Annotated in this window: 16 protein-coding genes and 1 pseudogene; 7 read left to right on the top strand and 10 right to left on the bottom strand. The window is 63.6% G+C overall.

What is annotated here, in order from left to right; translation table 11 throughout:
* Positions 1-165: 165 nt before the first annotated feature.
* Positions 166-615: an acyl-CoA thioesterase gene (locus tag ACZ5KW_RS01745; protein WP_343779267.1), complete on the bottom strand. Its 450-nt coding sequence runs from the start codon at positions 613-615 to the stop codon at positions 166-168.
* A gap of 204 nt (positions 616-819) precedes the next feature.
* On the opposite strand from ACZ5KW_RS01745, the gene ACZ5KW_RS01740 reads away from it, so the two are divergent.
* Together ACZ5KW_RS01740 and ACZ5KW_RS01735 are read left to right on the top strand one after the other, a co-directional pair.
* Positions 820-2,406: a methyl-accepting chemotaxis protein gene (locus ACZ5KW_RS01740; protein ID WP_343779265.1), complete on the top strand. Its 1,587-nt coding sequence runs from the start codon at positions 820-822 to the stop codon at positions 2,404-2,406.
* Positions 2,399-3,139, top strand: a complete 741-nt coding sequence (locus ACZ5KW_RS01735) for a hypothetical protein (RefSeq protein ID WP_343779263.1) — start codon at positions 2,399-2,401, stop codon at positions 3,137-3,139. The genes ACZ5KW_RS01740 and ACZ5KW_RS01735 overlap by 8 nt, the downstream gene beginning before the upstream one ends.
* A 98-nt stretch (positions 3,140-3,237) precedes the next feature.
* Here the strand turns inward: ACZ5KW_RS01735 and ACZ5KW_RS01730 are convergent, their stop codons facing one another.
* The 5 genes from ACZ5KW_RS01730 to ACZ5KW_RS01710 all read right to left on the bottom strand — a co-directional run bounded on the left by ACZ5KW_RS01730 (position 3,238) and on the right by ACZ5KW_RS01710 (position 6,862).
* Positions 3,238-3,717 (bottom strand): PIN domain-containing protein, encoded by a 480-nt coding sequence (locus tag ACZ5KW_RS01730; RefSeq protein WP_343779261.1) that lies wholly within the window; start codon positions 3,715-3,717, stop codon positions 3,238-3,240.
* Positions 3,714-3,962, bottom strand: a complete 249-nt coding sequence (locus tag ACZ5KW_RS01725; protein ID WP_343779259.1) for a UPF0175 family protein — start codon at positions 3,960-3,962, stop codon at positions 3,714-3,716. The genes ACZ5KW_RS01730 and ACZ5KW_RS01725 overlap by 4 nt, the downstream gene beginning before the upstream one ends.
* 214 nt (positions 3,963-4,176) lie before the next feature.
* The gene (locus ACZ5KW_RS01720) at positions 4,177-5,013 is read right to left on the bottom strand and encodes an undecaprenyl-diphosphate phosphatase (protein ID WP_371152690.1); all 837 of its coding nucleotides are present in this window, start codon (positions 5,011-5,013) and stop codon (positions 4,177-4,179) included.
* 60 nt (positions 5,014-5,073) lie between these two features.
* Entirely contained in the window at positions 5,074-5,694 is a 621-nt protein-coding gene (locus tag ACZ5KW_RS01715; protein ID WP_343779255.1) for a hypothetical protein, read from the bottom strand.
* 61 nt (positions 5,695-5,755) lie between these two features.
* On the bottom strand, positions 5,756-6,862 hold the full coding sequence (locus ACZ5KW_RS01710; protein WP_343779253.1) for a DUF4330 domain-containing protein: 1,107 nt from the start codon (positions 6,860-6,862) through the stop codon (positions 5,756-5,758).
* A 128-nt stretch (positions 6,863-6,990) separates the two neighbouring features.
* Here ACZ5KW_RS01710 and ACZ5KW_RS01705 point away from each other — a divergent pair, with 128 nt between their 5' ends.
* Together ACZ5KW_RS01705 and ACZ5KW_RS01700 are read left to right on the top strand one after the other, a co-directional pair.
* The gene (locus ACZ5KW_RS01705; RefSeq protein ID WP_343779251.1) at positions 6,991-7,434 is read left to right on the top strand and encodes a VanZ family protein; all 444 of its coding nucleotides are present in this window, start codon (positions 6,991-6,993) and stop codon (positions 7,432-7,434) included.
* A 254-nt stretch (positions 7,435-7,688) separates the two neighbouring features.
* Positions 7,689-8,834 (top strand): PspA/IM30 family protein, encoded by a 1,146-nt coding sequence (locus ACZ5KW_RS01700; RefSeq protein WP_343779249.1) that lies wholly within the window; start codon positions 7,689-7,691, stop codon positions 8,832-8,834.
* 134 nt (positions 8,835-8,968) lie between these two features.
* On the opposite strand, the pseudogene ACZ5KW_RS01695 reads toward ACZ5KW_RS01700, so the two are convergent.
* A pseudogene (locus ACZ5KW_RS01695) lies at positions 8,969-9,361 on the bottom strand (UDP binding domain-containing protein); the annotation flags it as partial.
* A gap of 77 nt (positions 9,362-9,438) precedes the next feature.
* On the bottom strand, positions 9,439-10,194 hold the full coding sequence (aglF, locus tag ACZ5KW_RS01690; protein WP_343779247.1) for a UTP--glucose-1-phosphate uridylyltransferase AglF: 756 nt from the start codon (positions 10,192-10,194) through the stop codon (positions 9,439-9,441).
* Positions 10,195-10,467: 273 nt separating this feature from the next.
* Between aglF and ACZ5KW_RS01685 the strand changes: the two genes are divergently transcribed.
* From ACZ5KW_RS01685 to ACZ5KW_RS01675, 3 genes are read left to right on the top strand one after another with little or no spacing between them, the layout of a single operon-like run.
* Positions 10,468-10,719 (top strand): hypothetical protein, encoded by a 252-nt coding sequence (locus ACZ5KW_RS01685; RefSeq protein ID WP_343779245.1) that lies wholly within the window; start codon positions 10,468-10,470, stop codon positions 10,717-10,719.
* 15 nt (positions 10,720-10,734) lie between these two features.
* A complete protein-coding gene (locus ACZ5KW_RS01680) occupies positions 10,735-11,004 on the top strand; it encodes a hypothetical protein (RefSeq protein WP_343779244.1) in 270 nt (89 codons plus the stop codon).
* 27 nt (positions 11,005-11,031) lie between these two features.
* Positions 11,032-12,105: a hypothetical protein gene (locus tag ACZ5KW_RS01675; RefSeq protein ID WP_343779242.1), complete on the top strand. Its 1,074-nt coding sequence runs from the start codon at positions 11,032-11,034 to the stop codon at positions 12,103-12,105.
* A 1,683-nt stretch (positions 12,106-13,788) separates the two neighbouring features.
* Here ACZ5KW_RS01675 and ACZ5KW_RS01670 read toward each other — a convergent pair.
* Positions 13,789-15,780 (bottom strand): hypothetical protein, encoded by a 1,992-nt coding sequence (locus tag ACZ5KW_RS01670; protein WP_343779240.1) that lies wholly within the window; start codon positions 15,778-15,780, stop codon positions 13,789-13,791.
* 22 nt (positions 15,781-15,802) lie between these two features.
* Entirely contained in the window at positions 15,803-18,064 is a 2,262-nt protein-coding gene (locus ACZ5KW_RS01665; RefSeq protein ID WP_343779238.1) for a hypothetical protein, read from the bottom strand.
* Positions 18,065-18,126 lie beyond the last annotated feature (62 nt).

Genomic DNA, 18,126 nt, shown 5'->3' with positions numbered 1-18,126 from the left:
CGGCGGCCTCGCCGACGTCGTCCGTCCCGACCGCGAGGAGGCGCCGAGCCTTCGCCGCACCCGATCGAGAGCATCGAAGCGGTGACGCCCGACGCGGCGGCTGGACACACCGAACCCGTCCCGCCCGGTTCGCCCGAGTTCCGCCCCATCGCTTCTCGCGGACCGTCACCGGTCCTCGTCCGGCTCCGCGGCGAGCGCCTCGTCGCGGAGTTCTCGGCAGCGCTCGCCCGTGACCTCGAGTTCAGGGACCGGCGTCGGGCTCCCGTCGGCGTCTACGGCGACGAACACGAAGTACGACTCCGTGGTGAGTTCGCGCTCGCCCGTGCGCGGCGACTCGCGGTACGCGCGGATCCGCGTCCGGAGGCTCGTGCGCCCGACCGCGTACACGTACGACTCGATGACGCAGGTGTCGCCCTGCGGGACCGGTCGCTTGAAGTCGAGCCCGTTGATCTTGGCCGTGACGCAGGTCTCGCCGGCGGCGCGCATCGCGGACATCGCGCCGATCTCGTCCATCCACTTGACGACGTTCCCCCCGTGTGCGGACGCGTAGTTGTTCGTGTGGGTCGGCTGGACGCGCTGGCGGTTCTCGATGTACGTGTCGCTGACACTCGGCATGGTCGTGGGTAGCGCGGCCGGGGGAAAAGCCCGATCCCCGGTTCGACTCCCCGTCGCGGCTCGGGAGCGATCGAACGCCACGGACGGTCGCGTTCGGTGTTCTCGGAGCCGGTCGGGGACGCTCTCGGACCGATCAAATTATCGTCTCGTATAATTCGGTCTGTACTCCTAAGTAGGGCGTCTCGTTCCTCTCAGATAACACGTATGTTGGACGCGATCACCACGCGGTACGGTCGCCGGGTCGGCGCCTCCGTCATCCTGACGCTCGCCGTGACGCTCGGGTTCGTCGCCCTCTTCGCGGGACACGTGGCGACGGCCGGGACGGCGGCGGCCGCGACGGCGGCGCTGGTCTCGGTCGGCGTCGTCGTCACGCTGAACCTCGGACTGTTGGGCATCGTCCTGGTCGGGAACGTCGCGGTCGAACTCCGCCGGCTGACGGAGACGGCCGAGGCGGTCGGTCGCGGGGAGTTCGACGCGAGCGCGACCTCCGACCGGCCGGACGAGATCGGCCGGCTCTTCGAGGCCTTCGACGAGACGCGGCGGTCGCTCCGGGACGCGGTCGCCGAGTCCGAGCGCGCGCAAAGCGAGGCGGAGGCGGCCCGCGAGGAGGCGGAGTCCATGTCGGAGACGCTGTTAGCGCGCGCCGACGAGATCGGCGGCGCCATGGAGGACGCCGCCGACGGCGACCTCACTCACCGGCTCGACGAGGAGAGCGACGTCGACGCGATAGAGCGCATCACGGCCGCGTACAACGAGATGACGGGCGGGCTCTCGACCACCGTCGAGGACATCCAGTCGTTCGCGGGCGACGTGGAGGCGACGAGCGAGGAGATGGCGGCCGAGGCCGACGACGTGGCGGCGATGAACCAGGAGGTGGCCGCCGAGATGCGGGGGCTGGCCGACGAGTTGGATGAACAGACCGACCGGCTGCGCGAGACGGCCGCCGACACGGACGACTTCTCGGCGACCGTCGAGGAGATCGCGTCGACGACCGACGAGGTGGCGGGCGACGCGTCCGCCGCGGCCGAGCTCGGCACCGAGGGCGAACGGCGGGCGACCGAGGCGATCGAGGCGATCGTCGCCATCGGCGACCTCCTCGACGAGCTCGACGACCTGGTCGCCGGGCTCGACGACCGGATGGACGGGGTCGCGGAGACGACCGACGTGATCGCGGACATCGCCGAGCAGACCAACATCCTCGCGCTGAACGCCTCGATCGAGGCGTCGCGGGCGGGCGGCGACGGCGACGGGTTCGCCGTCGTCGCGGACGAGGTGAAGGGGCTCGCCGAGGAGACGCGCGAGTCGACGACGGAGATCGAAGCGACCATCGGCGAGGTGACCGAGGACGTGTCGGCGGTCGCCGGCGAGATGGACCGCACGATGACGGAGTTAGACGAGACGACCGCGGCCGTGCGCGCGGCCGGCGACGCGATCGAGGAGCTCACCGGCACCGTCGAGGACGTCGACGTGGCGATGGGCGACATCGCGCGGGCGACCGACGAGGGCGCCGAGGGGATCGAGTCGGTCGCGGCGCGCGTCGAGGCGGTCCACGGCTCCGCCACCGACGCCGCGGACCGCGCCCGGGCGCTCGCGGAGACCGCGGACGACACCGCCGAGACGGTCGGCGACCTCGCGGCAACGGCGACGGCGCTCTCGGACCGGACCGCCTCGCTCACCGAGCGACTCGACCAGTTCGAGACGCGGAGCGAGGGCGACGGTGCGGTCGACGGTGCGACCGGGGTCGCCGCGAGTCCGACCGCCGGCGACGCGGGGGTGAGCGCCGATGATTGAGCCGTCGGTGGTGCGCTTCACCTCCGCGGGGATCTACGCGGTCTCCGCCGTGGTGTTGCTCGCGCTCGCGAGCCGCAAGCCCGCGAGCCTCCGGCGCTACTGTTACCCGTTCGTGGCCGTCGTCGCGCTCGCGGGGCTCGGCGTCGGCCTCTGGGGCGCCGGCATCGGGGCGTTCTCGGTCGCGAACGGCACGCTGGAGGGCGGGCAGCTGATCATCGACTACACCGGCTACCCGTTCCTGTTCGGGTTCGCGGCGTTCGTCGCCGGGGCGAGCCGGCGGTACGTCGGCGGCGTGGTCGCGATCACGGTCGCGATGCGGCTGGGCTACGACTTCGCCGCCGTGTTCGAGGGGCCGCTCGCGCTGGCGGGCACCGGGAGCATCCTCGTCGGCTACGTGGTCCTGCTCGCGCTGTTCTTCGGGCCGCTCGCGACGGCGGCGGCGCGGCAGTCGCCCGCCCGCGAGCTGTTCTACAAGAAGACGCGGAACCTCGCGCTGTTCGCGTTCGGCGTCCTGATCGCGTGGGCGATGTTCCAGATCGCCGGGCTGCTGGACACCTTCACGGGCACGGTCACGCTGGAGTACCTCGACATCCTGCTCCGGGTCGGGTTCGCGGGCTTCGTCTTCGCGAACGTGGAGACGCTGGCGGCGGAGGCGGAGTCTGGAATCGGTGAGGAGGTCGGTGATGCGGGGCCGGGCGCAAGCGCGACGGTGTCGGCGTCGAGTGGGGACTGAGTCGGCGCAGTCGGCTCTTCTCACGGATCCAATCATCTCGTGACTTGCTGCCACGAAACCCGATGAAACGACTGCCCGAACGCCGTGGTTACTGAGGCTTATTCCGCGTCCATCTCAAGAGCGCGTTCGTACAGCGCATCTGAGATCCAAAAGCCAGCCTCACGAAGCGCGTTGAGTTCCGCTTCGAGATCGATCTCTCCCTGACTCGACGCCCGGAGGAGAATTCCCACGACCCCGGTCACCGGCACGTCGTGACGCGTGGCAGTCGCACGGCCTTCTCGCTCGTCAATGAGTACTCGGTCCGCGTCGATATCGATGGCGTGCGCGATAGCCGCGGCCTCGCCGCGATCGAGTTCGCGTTCGAACTCGGTTCGCAACTCCGTCGGCTCCGGCGAGACCACCCGCATCCCGCCTCGATCGCGGAACGCCTCGATGCGGTCGCGGCCGTCGAACCCGGCCGTGAGTTCGTTCCAGACCGCCGTCGGAACGACGACCTCACTGAACTGGGCTTCGACCAGCTGGAGCCGCTCGATGAGTGCCAGGTTCAACAGCGGCGACGTGTTCGAGACGACTGTCATTCCCGAGCGTACTCGACGTCGAGCGCGAGGTCCTCCGCGGTGTAGTGACGCTCGACCTCCCGCTCGCCAAGCAGCTGATGGAACTCCGCCTTCGAGAGGCCGGCCAGCTCTCGTGCCTTCCCGAAGGAGAGATACTCCTCTCGGTACAGCGAGACGGCGAGCTCCTGCCTGACGATGGGCTCGCGATCGTCCGGCGGTGCCGCGATCGCATCTAACACCCCGGCCGGCAGATCGATGCTGCTCATATCCCTTTGTTCGACGCCGCGGGACTTAATATCGCCGCCCAAGGGGGTCGACCGCAAGCTCGGGGTGCGATACGAAGATCTCCACTGGTTCGAGCGCTTCCAGCAGGAAGTCGCACAGTGGATTCGAGACCGCGACTCGTCGTTTTCTCGCACTGAGTACCTGGTGTATTGAAACACAGTGTTGACCGAGTGGGGCGCAGACAGGACCGCCAGATCACACGACGAGCGTGAGGACGAGTCCGCCGGCGATCGCGATCCCGCCGAGGGCGTAACACACCGTCGCGAACGGCACCCGCTCGACGACGCGCATGAGCGCGTCGATCGTCAGGTAGCCGACGACGGCGCTCACGCCGAGTGCGACCGCCGCGGGCACTGGTGCGATGCCGGGAAGCCCGCCCGCGCTGGCGAGGGTGAGCGCGGCCGCGCCAACCGATGCGGGAATTGACAGCAGAAAGGAGAGTCGAAACGCAGTCGGCGGGTCGTAGCTGCGGAACAACAGCGTGCTCGCGGTCACGCCCGACCGAGAGATGCCGGGGAGGATGGCGAACCCCTGGGCGCTGCCGACGAGGATCGAGTCGACGAGTGACGGCGTCTCGCGGCCGCCCATGCTGACGCTGTCCGACGCCCGCTGGAGGAGACCGGTGATCACGAGGAGGACCCCGATGGCGGCGATGAAGACGCCGCCCGTGAGGTCGCTGACGAGATCCACGGCGAGGATATACAATGGAATCCCGACGAGCCCGGTGAACAGCGACGCCACGACGACGTACGTCGCGATCGCGTGGTCGGCGTCGTACGCGTTCGCGGGACGCCATCCGGGAAGTGTTCTGAGGATGGTCGCGATCTCCGCGCGGTAGTAGGTCGCGGCCGACAGCGTCGTGCCCAACTGGAGGAACAAGGCGAGCTGGACCGCGACGGCGGGATCCGTGCCGACGAGCGTGAGCACGAGCGAGAGGTTCCCCTGACTCGAGACGGGGAGCCACTCGACGACCCCCTGAACGATCCCGGCGAGTATCGCAACGAGCAGCTCCGTGGTGGTCACTACCGACATCGGATGGCGGACGGAAGCTAAAAGGCCCCGGTTGCGGGCTCGCGATCGGGTGTCTGCCCGTCAGTGCTGCTTCTCAGTTGGGTCGGAATCGGGGTCGTCGGGATCGCCTGAGAGAGTGTTGTGCGTGTCTTCAGTTTGCTCTCCTTCTGGCTCCGACTCCGCTGGCGGCTCTGGGGGCTCCAGTGCGGCAACCAGGAGTTCGACCGGTCGGGTTTCGCGGAGCTCCGCCCAACTCCGGCGTTCACGGGTTGCGATCACGCCTGCGATAACGAGCCCGACCGCGAGGCCGAGCCGTGTCGTGCCGAGGGTTCCGGCCGCGACGCTCCCGAGCGCGAGGAGGAGCCCGACTGCGAGGACGGCGAGGCCAGCCACGACTGCTGGCGCCGCAAGTGTGTACGAAGCACCTGCGCGGGCCGCCGTGGCGATCCGCGAGTCCTCGAGTGCGGGAATGAGGCGATCCAAGACCGCATCCAGCAGTCGGATGAACGGACCGACCGTCCACGTCTCCCGGAGGTCGATCACGATCACCTCCGGATCCGGCTCCGCGGTGAGCCACCGGTACAGGAAAGAACTGCGCACAACTCCCGCCGTCCGCCTCCACAGGCGGCCGAGACGCGACTCGCGGGCTGCCCGCCGCACAACGCTTCCGGTTGGCGTGCCCGCCTCCGTCTCGTCACTCATCTACATAGATTTCCGGGTGAGCGCTCATGTGTGTTGTGACTGGGGCAGGCCGGCGATCCGGTCACCGGCCCACAGAGACGACCGTCGCCTCCACGGTGGCCGTGCCCAGATCCAGGGTGACTGTCGACCCTTGGCGAATCTGGTCGCCCTTGAACGCGAGCCCGGCCGGTGTCTCTCGCAGTTGGAGGTCCGCGGTGATCGTCACCTCGCGGTCCACCGGGTGGTCGACGACGTTGACGCTGCCGTCATCACCGGTCGCGATGATGAGCGAGGGTTCCGTCTCGACGCCGGTGACCCGGGCGACCGTGGTGTCGCCGGCGCGTTCGACCATCCCCGGCTCGATGGCGTCCGCGAAGTCCTCGCGGACCTCCTCCATCCGGAGGGTGACCGTACGGGTCGTGGTCGCACCGAGGCTGATGTCGCCGCCGACCTGCTCGATTTGCGCGTCGAGCGTGTAGTCGCTCGTGGGTAGCGTTACCGTCTGACCGCGTCTAACCGGTGTGCCGCCGAACCGGAGCCGGTCCTGCTGGCGGTGCCCGGTGAGCGTCGCCTCGACGAGGAGTTGGCGTTGGGTGGGTCGGTCGGTCGTGTAGGTGGTGACGTTGTTAATGCGAGCGACCGTGCGGTCGCTGAGCCGAATCTCGTCGCCGGGGGTTACATCTGTGGCGGTGCCCGCGTCGACCTGACTCGAGAGCAGCACGCGCTGTTGTTCGGTGGTCAGCGCGTCGCTGTCGCCTACGGCACGAATCTGGCCACCGATCTGGTAGCGGTCGGTGGTGATGTCGAGCGTCCGGCCGAGCCGCGGCGGGGCGCCCCCGTAGATGAGGCTGTCTTGGTCGTTGAGCTCGCCTTCGAGCGCCACGCGGAGGACGACGCGCGTCTGATCGCCCTGTGGCGTGAGGTGAACGTCCGTGATGCGGAGATCAGATGAACCGTCGGGGCTGTGGGTGTCGCCTTCCTCGATCGCGTCGACGATGTACGGCGAGACGGTGCCGACGTCGAGCGTCGCGTAGGCGGTGTCCGTTTCCGGCGCCGGCGCCGGCTCCGGATCGTCTGCGAAGACGAACGCGGCGCCTGCGACGACGACGGCAGCGATCAGCAACACGACCAGCGCGTCGATGACGTTGACGCGGCCGAACAGCCGCCCCTCGTCGTCGATCAACTCCATGGAGGTCCCTCCGAGCGCAGCATTATCAGCGACGACCGGCGCGCGGGTAAAAAGCGTACCCGTTTGGCGGCTCGGGATCGTGGTCCGAACCCGCAGGCTTTTGTCGATCCTGTGGGAGTGCGGACACAATGAGTCGCTTGCGGCTGCCACTCGTTCCGCGCTCGCTCCGACTGGCAGGGGTTCTCGCGGTCGCGGCGACGATTCTCTACTTCTCGGTGTTCACGCCACCAGGCAGTGGAGTGATTCAGACCGGGCCGCTCGGCGTCCTCCCGTACAGCACGTGGCTCCACGGGCTGGCGTACGCCGGGCTCGCGGTGACGCTCGCGTACGCGCTTCAAGACTCGGCGTGGCGCGACCGGACTGTGTTGGCCGTCGTGTTCCTCATTGCGGTCGGGTACGGTGGCAGCATCGAACTGCTCCAGTCGACGCTGGACGCGCGGACCGCCGACTTCGGCGACCTGCTCGTGAACGCGGTCGGGGCCGCCGTCGCCGCCGTGTGTTGGCGCGTGCTGACGCGGTGGGTCCGGTTCTACCGAGTGCGGCAGGTGGAAGACGTCGAGATGCCACTTTGATATCGACAGTACAGACAGTAGAGGATTCTTCGACAGTGCCCTGTCCCTCGCCTCGACTATTGGACTTCTAACACTAGTGTCCGCTACACCTGATCAAAAAGAGGGCCCACGGCGTCAACCGTGGGAGAACGTTGCGTCGCGGGTCCGCTCGGGATACTCGCCGATATCGCATCTCGCGAACAGTAGTCTTCGTGTGTGTTTGGTGGTATCTCGCCGGTAAATCCAAGTTTACCACCAACGAGCATGTCATCTATATGACTGAGTACTGTACACAGCAAAACGAGCTTCCGGACGCCATCCGAGGGTATGTCGTCGATGCGCTTAGCGAGGCCGAGACGTTCCGCGCCGCCGTCAAAACAACGACCGGTGGACTGACGCAAACCGTGTGGCTGGCTGTCACCTCTGACAACCTCTTTGTCGTCGTGTCTAAGCTGATCGATGCCACCCTGGTGTCCGTGCCGCTGACGACCGTTACGTCGATTGAAGTCGATCGCGTCGATCTCCCGGGTGAGCGCCGTCGGGAGATTTCACTCGAAACTGTCGACGACTCGTTCACGTACGAACTACACGATCCGGACGGAGAGTTCACCGATACCGTCCAGACAGCAGTTGCCGGGGTTCCGGACCCAGAACTCACTGACCCAACCCACCCGACTGATATCGACCACGCCATCCAGAACTGTGAGGACGTCGTCGAAGCTGCCGCGAGTGCCCGCAGCGAGGGATCGCTTGACGAGGCGAGCGACCAGTATGAGACCGCGATCACTGGGTACCGAACGGTCCTCGAGCGACTCTCGACCGGTGATGACCGCCGCGACGCAATCGAAGAGGCACTAACTGATATTCAGGCTGCTCGACAACAGCTCTCGGAGCTACAAGAACGCCGCGAAACGGTTAAAACCCGTCTCACAGCCGCCGAGAACAGCTTCCAAACGGCCGTGCGAGCACACGCAAACGGGGAACAGACCGTCGCCAAGATCCGGTACCGGCAGGCTCGTGATGGGTTTGAGGACGCACTTGAGCTGATCGACGGCGATCTCTCTGTCTTCGCGAAGCCGATCCGCATCTCGCCTGACGCTGACACCCTCGCCGTCTCCGGACCGCTTGCGGAATTCTCGCGGTTGTCGACCGCCAGCATCGAGGCCCTTTTCGACGACGAAATCGCCACCGTCGCCGATCTCCAAGGCCGAGCGGCAGGTCCCACGGCCGTCGACACTGCTGGCTCCGAGCCAACGCCGACTGTTGGGGACCTCTCCGAGTCGGCGGCGATCGATCGGGCCGACGTCCCGGTTCTTTTGGCCCTCTCTTGGCAGCGGACAGAGCCGATTTCATTCGCGGCCCGAAGCGATGTCGAACACCGTCTCGATCAAGCTACGTCCGGGTACGACGAGACGGTCTGACCGCTATTGGGTGGTACTGATCGGAGCGCCGCGACCTCTCGGGGATCGCCACTCTTCGCCGCCAAGACGACGTATCTCGGAGACCGCGGCGGCCGTGTCGTCGCGGTTCGTAGCATCGTCGATCCGGGTGACCGCTACCAGGTGAGTCCCTCGTAGGTGAGGCCGTCGCGCCGCTCGATGACGCGGCGCCCGTCGACGATGACCGGATTCGCCATCGCGTCGAACTCGGCGTCGAGCGCGGCGAACTCGTCCCAGTCGGTACAGACGACGCACGCGCTCGCACCGTCGAGCGCGGCCGCCGCCGAGTCGGCGTACTCGACGTCCGGGAAGTGCGCGCGCATGTTCTCCGTGGCCACCGGATCGTACGCGACCACGGTCGCGCCGCGTGCCTGAAGCCCGTCGACGACGGGAATCACCCGAGAGTTCCGGATGTCGTCGGTGCCCGGGTTAAACGAGAGTCCGAGGACGGCGACGCGCTCGCCGCGCACGTCGACGTGGTCGTGTATAAGCGTGAGCAGCTGCTCCGGCTCTGTGCGTGAGATTTTCCCGCGGACGGCAGAACGACCCCGCAAACGCCGCCACGGTAGCGCCCGTTGTCGTCGTCCTAGGCGTCAGACTCGACGACTGTCCCGGTATCCTCGTCGGCGTCGTCCCCCTGGAGTCGACGCTCTGCTTCGTCGCGGTCCTCGGGGTAACCGACGTCGATGCGCCACCCGTCGAGGCCGATGGCGTCGATGGTGCGGCCGGACTGGATGAGCAGATCGATCGCGTCGCTGATCTCGTACTCGTCGCGGTTCGACGGCTGAACGAGGTGACAGGCATGGAAGATCGCTGGCGAGAAGGTGTAGAAGCCGGTCATCACGAGGTTGCTCGGCGGGTCCTCGGGCTTCTCGACGACGTCGGTGATCTCGCCGTACTGGTTGGTGTCACAGACGCCGTAGCGGGAGGCCTCTTCCCAGGGGACCTCCTCGACGAGGAAGGCCGCGTCCGCGCGCTCCTCGCGCTGGCGCCGGACGACGTCCTTGAGGTTCGCCTGGAAGACGTTGTCGCCGAGGATGAGCATAAAGTCGTCGTCGACGTGTTCCTCGACCGTGAGGAGCGCGTGCGCGAGCCCGTTCTGCTCGCGCTGGTGGGTGTAGGTGATCGGGACGCCCTCGTAGGCGTCGCCGTAGTGGTCGATGATCTGCTCTTTCATGTACCCGACGACGACGATGAGTTCGTCCGCGCCGAGCTCGATGAGTTGGTCAAAGCAGTGGGTGATAAGGGGTTTGCCGTCGACCTCGACCATCCCCTTCGGCTTGTCGTCGGTGAGCGGGCGGAGGCGCGTGCCCTTGCCGGCCGCGAGTACGACTGCTTGCATGATTCGAGAATTCTGGTCAGGCAATCATAAGGATTCTGCCTTTCCGAGTCGGCTGATCGTACTGTCCACACGACTTGTAGTGGGTGACTGGCGCCGATGGAGTTGATGCTGTACTGGAACTTATGTACTCTACAGAAAGTATTTATTATAGGTCTCGGCACACGCTATCATGAATCTCCGAACGGTGGTCAGAAAGCCACACACTCGGTGAGACGGTCCGTGCGACCGCCCTTCCGGGGCCGTAGTGGGCTGTACTCCGGTGTGTGCCAACCCATGGACAACGATGAACTCATCCGTCGAGAACTGCGCAGCGCTCGTGAAGAACTTGTCCGCAAACGCGCACGACAGTCGGATGACCTGCCAGCATCGACGAGTCAGCTTCCGTTGATGCCGGAGCGGGACGACGCGTTCCTTCGTCTCGCTCTGATGAGCGTCGAAGACCTTGAAACGCACATCGATCGACTCGAACGCGATCTCACCGACTTGGAAGACGGTATCGACCGGCCGGATGCGGAGCTCGAATGAGCACGTTGAACGCGTATGAACCTCACTGAAAACACAATTTACCAGCACGACGAACTCGGAGAAGTACTCGTGGTCGGTGTCCACCACGTCTTCGAAACGTACGATCCGGACTCGGGGGACGGTCGTCTTCGATCGCGAGTCGTCCGCTACACTGCGGAGTGGGACGACTATGGTCCGATGCCCTCCAGTGTCCGTACCACGCCGGTCGATGAGTTTCGGACGGTCGTCGGCGACGCCGTTCGAACGTGGGAGGGCGTTGAGTGGCCACCGAACGGTGATACCTGACCCTTCACACCATTCTGCTACTAACCGATGAAAGTCTATCCAAAGATCCCACGATACGATCACCCCGTCGTCCCCGAGTCGTTCTTCGATGCTGAGGATTTGGTGGTCCTTGAGAAGTTTGACGGGGGCTCGTTCCGATTCACACTCTATGACGAGCGCCACGCGTCGTCTTATCCAGATCCTGTGATAAACGCCGCTGACGGAGATGGAAGTCTCGTCTTCGGAACACGGCGTTCCATCATGGGATCTCATCGTGACGATCTCGAGGACATTGACGGGGCGCTCCACCGCGCCGTCCGGTGTCTCCGCGACGGAATCGACGTGGACGCCCTCCGTCGAGCCCACAATGAACATAGTGGCCCGCTCATCGTGTACGCAGAGAATTTCGTGTACTCGACGCTAGACTACGGATACACCGAACGCGACCTTCCCGCTCTCGTCGGCTTTGATGTCCTTCCGTATGCGGCTATTGACTCGATGACGCCACCGGGCAGTCCGTACGCAGAGACTTTCGGGGGATTTCTCTCGACTGAGGCGGCTTGGGGCGTCTTCGACCGGATCCGATTCGAGAACGTGTCGCCTGATCGCGCGTTCGTTCCCGCAACGATCATCGCCAAGCCGACCGAGTTTGATCCAGAGACCTACACCGTTCCACAGTCATCGCTCGCCAGTGATGTCCGTGCGGAAGGCGTCGTCGTCCGTAGCGACAGCCAAGCCCGCCGCGTGAAAGTGGTCCGCGACGCGTTCGAGGAGTTGAATCGCGAACAGTTCGGTCAAGACCCGGATGACGCAGAGACGGGTGCTGAACAGCTTGTCGCGATGTACTGTACGTCTGCCCGGATCCGTAAGACGGTTCGCTCGCTGGTTATCGAAGAGTGTCACGAGTTCGGAGTTCACCTTGTGGAAGATCTGTATCCCCGCGTCGTCGAAGATATCTGGGCCGAACACTGGCAAGAGATCATGCGGCTTGAGTTCGAGTTCGCGCCTGCGGACGTCTATCCGCTTGTCGCCAAGCGGTGCGTCACAGAACTTCGAAAGATGGAGACAAACGCCGAGCTAAACGACGCCGACCCGATAACGATTTGGCAACATCTCTCGTGAGCTGCTACGGACTAAGCCCTGAGGAATTCACCTTGAACGGCCTGTAGATGTCCAACTTCTTGTGTTAGACACGCCGGATATATTTGTCTCTCCTAGGGGGTTTTGTCCATTGAGGTCGGCGACACGCTGTTCTGAACCGTTACCGAGACTAGGATCTTTCTGTTGAGATCGTCCGATAGTGCTGCGGCACATTCGAAGATGAAAACCTACAGGCCCCGATGGGTTGTAACGGGGTCCAAACTCACGGCCGTCCGTAGGGATGGTCCAAAATTCACAGAGGACGTTCGAATGGTAATCGTAGTCCTCGGTTCGAACATTCTGATCGACTATCTGAATACAAGGAGCGATGTTCCAGGGGGAATCCCACCTCTGTTGGCGACAGCTACCTACCGCAGCATCGGCAGCAGCACATCGCTCTACCTCGAGTCACCAGCGGCAGTTTCCTGCTAAATCCCCGGACGGGGTGGTTACAGCAGCACCAGTTACCGACTGAGATAGTAGTTGTCGTCAGCATAGTAAGTGCGCCGGGGGCTGTGAGAAAGACAGGAGGGACCCAACGAACGTCCGAATCGAAACGAATTGCCCGCCCGGGACGAAGGGACACAGCCACCGGCGGCTGAAGCGCACTGAACACCCCTCGTTTCAGATTGGATCCGGACTGCCGACGGCCACCAGCAGTCCACCCCCATCACCATGACTCGACGACGACACCTGTTGACGGGATACTGAATACAGTCAGACTCACAAACCCGTAACCGGAGTCACGCACACTGAACGGACACTACTGTTCACTACGAACTCGAAATCCGTCCCCGACTGCGGGTCAAGCCGACTGGCTTGTCCTGAGACTCGGTAGTCCGGGGCCGAAGTTGTCATGCGCTCATCTGGACTGAGGGTCCCACGCAGACGCACCTGTTCTGCGAAGATCCTCACCAGTCTCCATCCATGATGCGAACTGGATCGACACGACGGGGACCGATGGTGCCGCAACTATCGGTCTCTGACGAGTGCGGTGCGACACGACCCTACTAGTTATCCTGGCCCCCCGGCTGTCGGTCGGGACTCGATCCCAGTATCGACGCTACCACCGTTGTCTCGCGACGGCGTCCGAGCGGCCACACTGCTTACTCTTCCATCCCAAGATTATATCAGAAAATAGGTATATCTGGTTGGGATGCGGCCTATTGAGCATCCACTCTACCATCCCGGTTGGAGCCCAGTATGCGGCCGCGTCTCACCATCGATAGCTCTCTTTCCACAGCGGCCGCCAGTCGGTTACTGATTCTTGGGTCCCTCCCTGAGTTGGTAGTCATACGCAGTGCGTTCTGACCGCTGTATTTGGGAACCACATCTACTATATTAGTCGGAATCTGCTGCTGCTGTGTCGCCGCCTGCGTGCGATTTGTGGTGCTGCTGGTGCGGTAGCAAGTACTGCCGAACAGAGTGCTGCTGCTGGTGGTGCGGTCCGACTACTGGCGGCTCTGTGGGGGGTTATTATGTATTGTTCACTGCCCCTCAAGACCCCGACGGAACCGGTCTAGGGTGGGGCCGCTCGTTCGGGGTTGCTGCTGGTCGCACACGGGCCCTGCTGGCTCTGTGTTTCAGTTCTGATCTTGTAACAGGAAACAGACATTTTGGGGGCGGCGCCCCCGTCAGTCATACACTCGCCGGTGGGGGTGATGGTTACTCTGACCCGGAGGGCGGATACCGCCACTGGCGACGATCGTTGATGTGGTAGTCGACGTGCTCGCGATCAAGATCGAACTCGAGCCCGTAGGGATCAATTGTTCGCACCCAGGTACAGAGCCGCGGAAACACCTGGTCGATCCCAAGCGGATCAGCGTCCGTTGTGACGGTGTACTCGTCGAGAAATCGGTCGACGACTGCCTCGGTAAATGACGGCGACCGATACCGGGGATTATGTTCTGTCACCCACGTTGGGTGGTGACGATACTCTTTGAATCCACGGGTCGTTGGCGTCAAGATCGTTCCATGATACAGCCCGGTTGCGAGAAACGCCGGCGCAACGGGCGCTGGAAGTGGCGCCCACGAGGCTGCGAGGTCGTCTGCTGTTTGAAACTCCGTGCGATGGTCGCCGTCGGCATCACGGACGACGTACGTATCGTCACCACGGCGACTGGTCGGGAGCGAGGCGACGAGCGTCTCGGCTGTCCACGGCTGGGTCCACTCTCTGAGCCGCTCTTTACCGCTGTACAACTCGAGCGCGCCGTCAGGCCGGAGCCACCACGTCGGCGGGCCAGCTGACCGAGGGAACATTGCCATTGTTCCATCGGCTTTGAGCGGCTCTGCGGTCGTATACAGCCGCGCTCGCTCCGGCCTTGTCTCACGAACCGGCTGGGCCAACAGTCTGGCGACGCGGGCGGCCGTCTTGTCGGTGTCGGTAACGATGTACGCGGTCGTCTCCTTACAGGCGGCGGCACTGACAAGCGCAATGAGATCCCCGGCAGCGAGTGTCTCGTCGGTGACGATACTGACTGGCCGTGCGAGGCCCGGGCGGACAAGTTCGACCGTGGCAGCAGGGAACCAGCGCGGATCTTGAAGCTTTCCCCGTGTGTGTAACCACGTGACTGCGGTTTTAGTGTGGTCGTCGGTGGCGTCGATATCGAGCGAATCGAGTGGGTCGGGTGTCGGTGTCGTTCGATCCGCCGTTGCTCCGGGGACCGTCCCCGGTGCCTCGCGGAGCACGGATTCAATACTGTAGGTGAACGGCTCCCAGCCAGCGCGTCGTGGCCATCGATCCCGGTCGTAGTAGGCGGGTACGTGCGCGAGAAACGCTGGCAGCGTCTCGGCATCGACTGTCAGCCATGGATCGACGTTGAGGGAGCTGTATGCGCGCTGTCGGGACGGGCTTGGCGTTCGGTCCCGCAAGACATCGAACGCCTCGGAACTGCGGGCGAGTCGGCGGCGGCTGTCCGGCCGGCGGGTCTCGTCACGCCCGAGTCCACGGAGTTTGTCGGTGTCGACATACAGCCGCGGCGTCTCATGGGTCTCGCCGAGCACGGGCGCGTCTGCCGATATACTCCACGTTCCGTCAATCGGCAGGCGCCATGACGACGTGATCGCGTCGTCGGTGAAATACGTCGCCGGATCGATGGTGCCGTCATCGAGCGTGGCGGCGTAGTCGCTGCCGCTCACCCACTGGCGGTCGGGGTCGTATACTGCTGCCCGGAGTGTTACTTCTCGTTTGGAGCCCGCGTTCCGGACGAGAATCCGAATCACGTGTGCGAGCTCGGTGTCGATGAGCGTCTCAAGATACCCCTGGAGCGCCGTTCGTGGCGGGGATAGCTCCGGGTTGCGGGTGGAGCGAGTCGTTTCTGTGTCTGTCGTGTCCGGGCCGAGGAGACACGCCGTTAGTGCGGGAGCGACTCCCAGTTTGGTTGTATCAACGATCTCAAACCCAATCTCTTGTGGGAGCTCATCTTGGGCGGCCCGGATGACCGGATAGTTCGCTTCGAGTGTTCGGTCCCCTGCCGCCAGCAGCAGCTCTTGTGATTGTGCGCCGGTGTGGATGGTCACCTCGACGAGATCATCCGGTTGGCGGGTCGCGGTGTACACCGCCCGGGCGAGGTCATCACGCAGTGGTGTCGTGCGTCGCTCATCGGCAATATCAACACCCGGCCAGCGAAGTCGCAGGAAGGTTCGTTCTAACGACATGCTTAAAAATCGGTGCCAGCGGTTACAGCGAGAGGTCAGCGTCGGCGTCGACACCAGCGAGATGCGGCGAGACGAGCCCGCGGGGGAACACCCACTTATAGCCAACGAGCATTTTCTTTCCTCCGGACGTGTCGTCCCGGTCGATGTCGGGTAATCCTCCACCGAATCTGGCCGTGTCTGGGGCGTCTTTGCTAGTACACCACTGGTAGACTCCCATCATTGTCGAGTGACACTTATCGGTGGTGAGCTCGGTGTCAGGAGTCTCGGTGAGGAACGTGTCTTTGACCTCGCTTCCGAACTCCTTGTACCGGTCCATCTTGCCCCCGGCGCGTTCCCACTCGGGTGTGGCATTATATTCCACGAAGTCATCGCTGTCTTCGCTTTCCGCACCCGTCTCGTACATGATCGTCACGTACTGGAGATAGCTGATGTCGATCGGGACGTGAGGCGTTGTGACCCGGCTCCACTCTCGTTTGAACGCAGTTCTGCTCTCGTAGGTCAGCGTCTCACCGTCACGGGTGGTGACGATGTATTTACCGTCTTCTTTCTGCGCCGTCGCACAGCCGTGGTCGACCTCGGTGAGATCCGCGTCAGCCGGACACCGGGTGACGATCTCGCCGTCGATGACGTAGACGAGCATCCCATCGGGTGTGAGACACCACGTTGACTCCGATTCGGCTGTGACGAGCATTTGCCCGTCGATTTCGGGGAGTGCGCCTCCCTGATACGTTTGGACGCCGTGTTCAGTTTGCTCGTTATACGTCGCATAGACGATATCGTAGACGCGGTCAGCGGCCGATTCGCTTTTACAGACGAGGACGACGTGCCGGTCCGCAGCGATCGCGCGTTCGACGTTCGTGAGAATGTTCGCCGGCTTGGACTCGTTTTTGTACTCCGGTTCAACGTTAACCACGTCGCTGTCGACCTGCTTTTCGAGGGTATTGATGTAGCCCTCGTCTGGGGTGAGCTCCTGATCCGGCAGCGAATCCCCATCTTGTTCGACACGACTGATCTCGTCGCCGCGAGCACGCGCGAATGTGATGAACCTGTCGCCGAGTTTTAGGTGGGCGTCAGTTCCGTCGGTCTGATGTCGCTGTTCAGCGTCGACGGTCGGTCCCGGCGTCTCCCAGTCTGTTTGGATGTCGATATCGCGTACCGAACGCGGCGTGAACTCCGGCGCTTCTCGGACCGGCGAATACGTCCACGGATCGATGTCGTAGTAGTGCGCGTACCGTTTCGTGAAGTAGCTAATTGCCGCCGGCGGGATCCAGAATCGGCCGTAGTACCCGTGATCTTCTGCCGCTTGTTTCCAGCCTGTTGAGCCGTTGAGCAGTCGTCGGAAATCAGGATGGCCCAGTACAACTTCTTTTAACTTCTCGATTTTGCGCCGGTGTTGGAATTTCGTATCGTACCGTTTTCGCATCGCATCTCTGATAGTGACCGTGTGGGCGGTCTGTCCATTGACCTGCTGGTCGTATTTGATATGAAGGTAGTCTTCGATGTCGATGTTGTAATTCGACGTGAGGCCGATCGATTTAAACAGCCGACCGAAGTCCTCGGATGCCCCCTCTTTGACGAGTCGGGCGAGTCCACGATCCCCTTGGTATGTGTGGTCGGACGATAGTGCTGCGAGCCGAGACGTGATGTAGTTTTTCCCGTCATCGGGTTCAGCGATGAGCTGGTGAACGAACGGCTCACGCGCGTGCGTGAGTGCGTCGTAGGTCTGCTCCATCATCTCCGCATTGACTTTGCCAACGCCAGCGAGTTCTTCGGCGTCCTCGTTGACAAGCCGGCACGTGGCGGTCGGTCCACCGGTCGCGATCGGGTCAAGATCGAGATCGCCCACCTCGACATTGTACACGTCGGGGAAGCTATCGGCGATTTTCTCGTGGGCGACGTCGAGGACGTTTTGCAGCACCCGCTCGTTGAAGTCAGTGATGTCAGCTTGGATCGCGCGGCCATCGACGAAATGCGGACTGATATGGAACGCATGACACAGCACCGCCGCAGTATCCACATCTGTACGCGATACCGGCCGCGGGTACGTTAGTACTTCAATCGGCGCGTCTATCTTTTCGATGAGTTCTGTGATTGCCTCCGCGATTTCATCACCCGTCTCGTGTACGAGCTTGTCTCTGTACTCGGGATCGACCGGCGGTGTCACGTGAACCGTATTCTGTCTCACGCGCCCGCTTTGGAGTTCGCCGATCCACAGTTCCGGGCGCGTTTCATGCCGATTGAATAACTGTTCAACGGTACCCGTCGAGAGTGTTTGCTGGCTCATACGGGCCACCTCCACTGTGACGGTGAGTTGGTTCGTCGTGCCGTGGTGTGTCCACGACAGGT

This window comes from Halorubrum ejinorense, from assembly GCF_055389685.1.
This window is presented reverse-complemented; position numbering and strand designations above follow the sequence as displayed.

What these genes read in the sequence shown, in the direction of transcription:
- ACZ5KW_RS01740 (WP_343779265.1), top strand. Translation starts at nt 820, where the DNA reads ATGTTGGACGCGATCACCACGCGGTACGGTCGCCGGGTCGGCGCCTCC.
- ACZ5KW_RS01745 (WP_343779267.1), bottom strand. Translation starts at nt 615, where the DNA reads ATGCCGAGTGTCAGCGACACGTACATCGAGAACCGCCAGCGCGTCCAG.
- ACZ5KW_RS01710 (WP_343779253.1), bottom strand. Translation starts at nt 6,862, where the DNA reads ATGGAGTTGATCGACGACGAGGGGCGGCTGTTCGGCCGCGTCAACGTC.
- aglF (WP_343779247.1), bottom strand. Translation starts at nt 10,194, where the DNA reads ATGCAAGCAGTCGTACTCGCGGCCGGCAAGGGCACGCGCCTCCGCCCG.
- ACZ5KW_RS01720 (WP_371152690.1), bottom strand. Translation starts at nt 5,013, where the DNA reads ATGTCGGTAGTGACCACCACGGAGCTGCTCGTTGCGATACTCGCCGGG.
- ACZ5KW_RS01670 (WP_343779240.1), bottom strand. Translation starts at nt 15,780, where the DNA reads ATGTCGTTAGAACGAACCTTCCTGCGACTTCGCTGGCCGGGTGTTGAT.
- ACZ5KW_RS01735 (WP_343779263.1), top strand. Translation starts at nt 2,399, where the DNA reads ATGATTGAGCCGTCGGTGGTGCGCTTCACCTCCGCGGGGATCTACGCG.
- ACZ5KW_RS01675 (WP_343779242.1), top strand. Translation starts at nt 11,032, where the DNA reads ATGAAAGTCTATCCAAAGATCCCACGATACGATCACCCCGTCGTCCCC.
- ACZ5KW_RS01725 (WP_343779259.1), bottom strand. Translation starts at nt 3,962, where the DNA reads ATGAGCAGCATCGATCTGCCGGCCGGGGTGTTAGATGCGATCGCGGCA.
- ACZ5KW_RS01685 (WP_343779245.1), top strand. Translation starts at nt 10,468, where the DNA reads ATGGACAACGATGAACTCATCCGTCGAGAACTGCGCAGCGCTCGTGAA.
- ACZ5KW_RS01730 (WP_343779261.1), bottom strand. Translation starts at nt 3,717, where the DNA reads ATGACAGTCGTCTCGAACACGTCGCCGCTGTTGAACCTGGCACTCATC.
- ACZ5KW_RS01700 (WP_343779249.1), top strand. Translation starts at nt 7,689, where the DNA reads ATGACTGAGTACTGTACACAGCAAAACGAGCTTCCGGACGCCATCCGA.
- ACZ5KW_RS01665 (WP_343779238.1), bottom strand. Translation starts at nt 18,064, where the DNA reads ATGAGCCAGCAAACACTCTCGACGGGTACCGTTGAACAGTTATTCAAT.
- ACZ5KW_RS01715 (WP_343779255.1), bottom strand. Translation starts at nt 5,694, where the DNA reads ATGAGTGACGAGACGGAGGCGGGCACGCCAACCGGAAGCGTTGTGCGG.
- ACZ5KW_RS01705 (WP_343779251.1), top strand. Translation starts at nt 6,991, where the DNA reads ATGAGTCGCTTGCGGCTGCCACTCGTTCCGCGCTCGCTCCGACTGGCA.
- ACZ5KW_RS01680 (WP_343779244.1), top strand. Translation starts at nt 10,735, where the DNA reads ATGAACCTCACTGAAAACACAATTTACCAGCACGACGAACTCGGAGAA.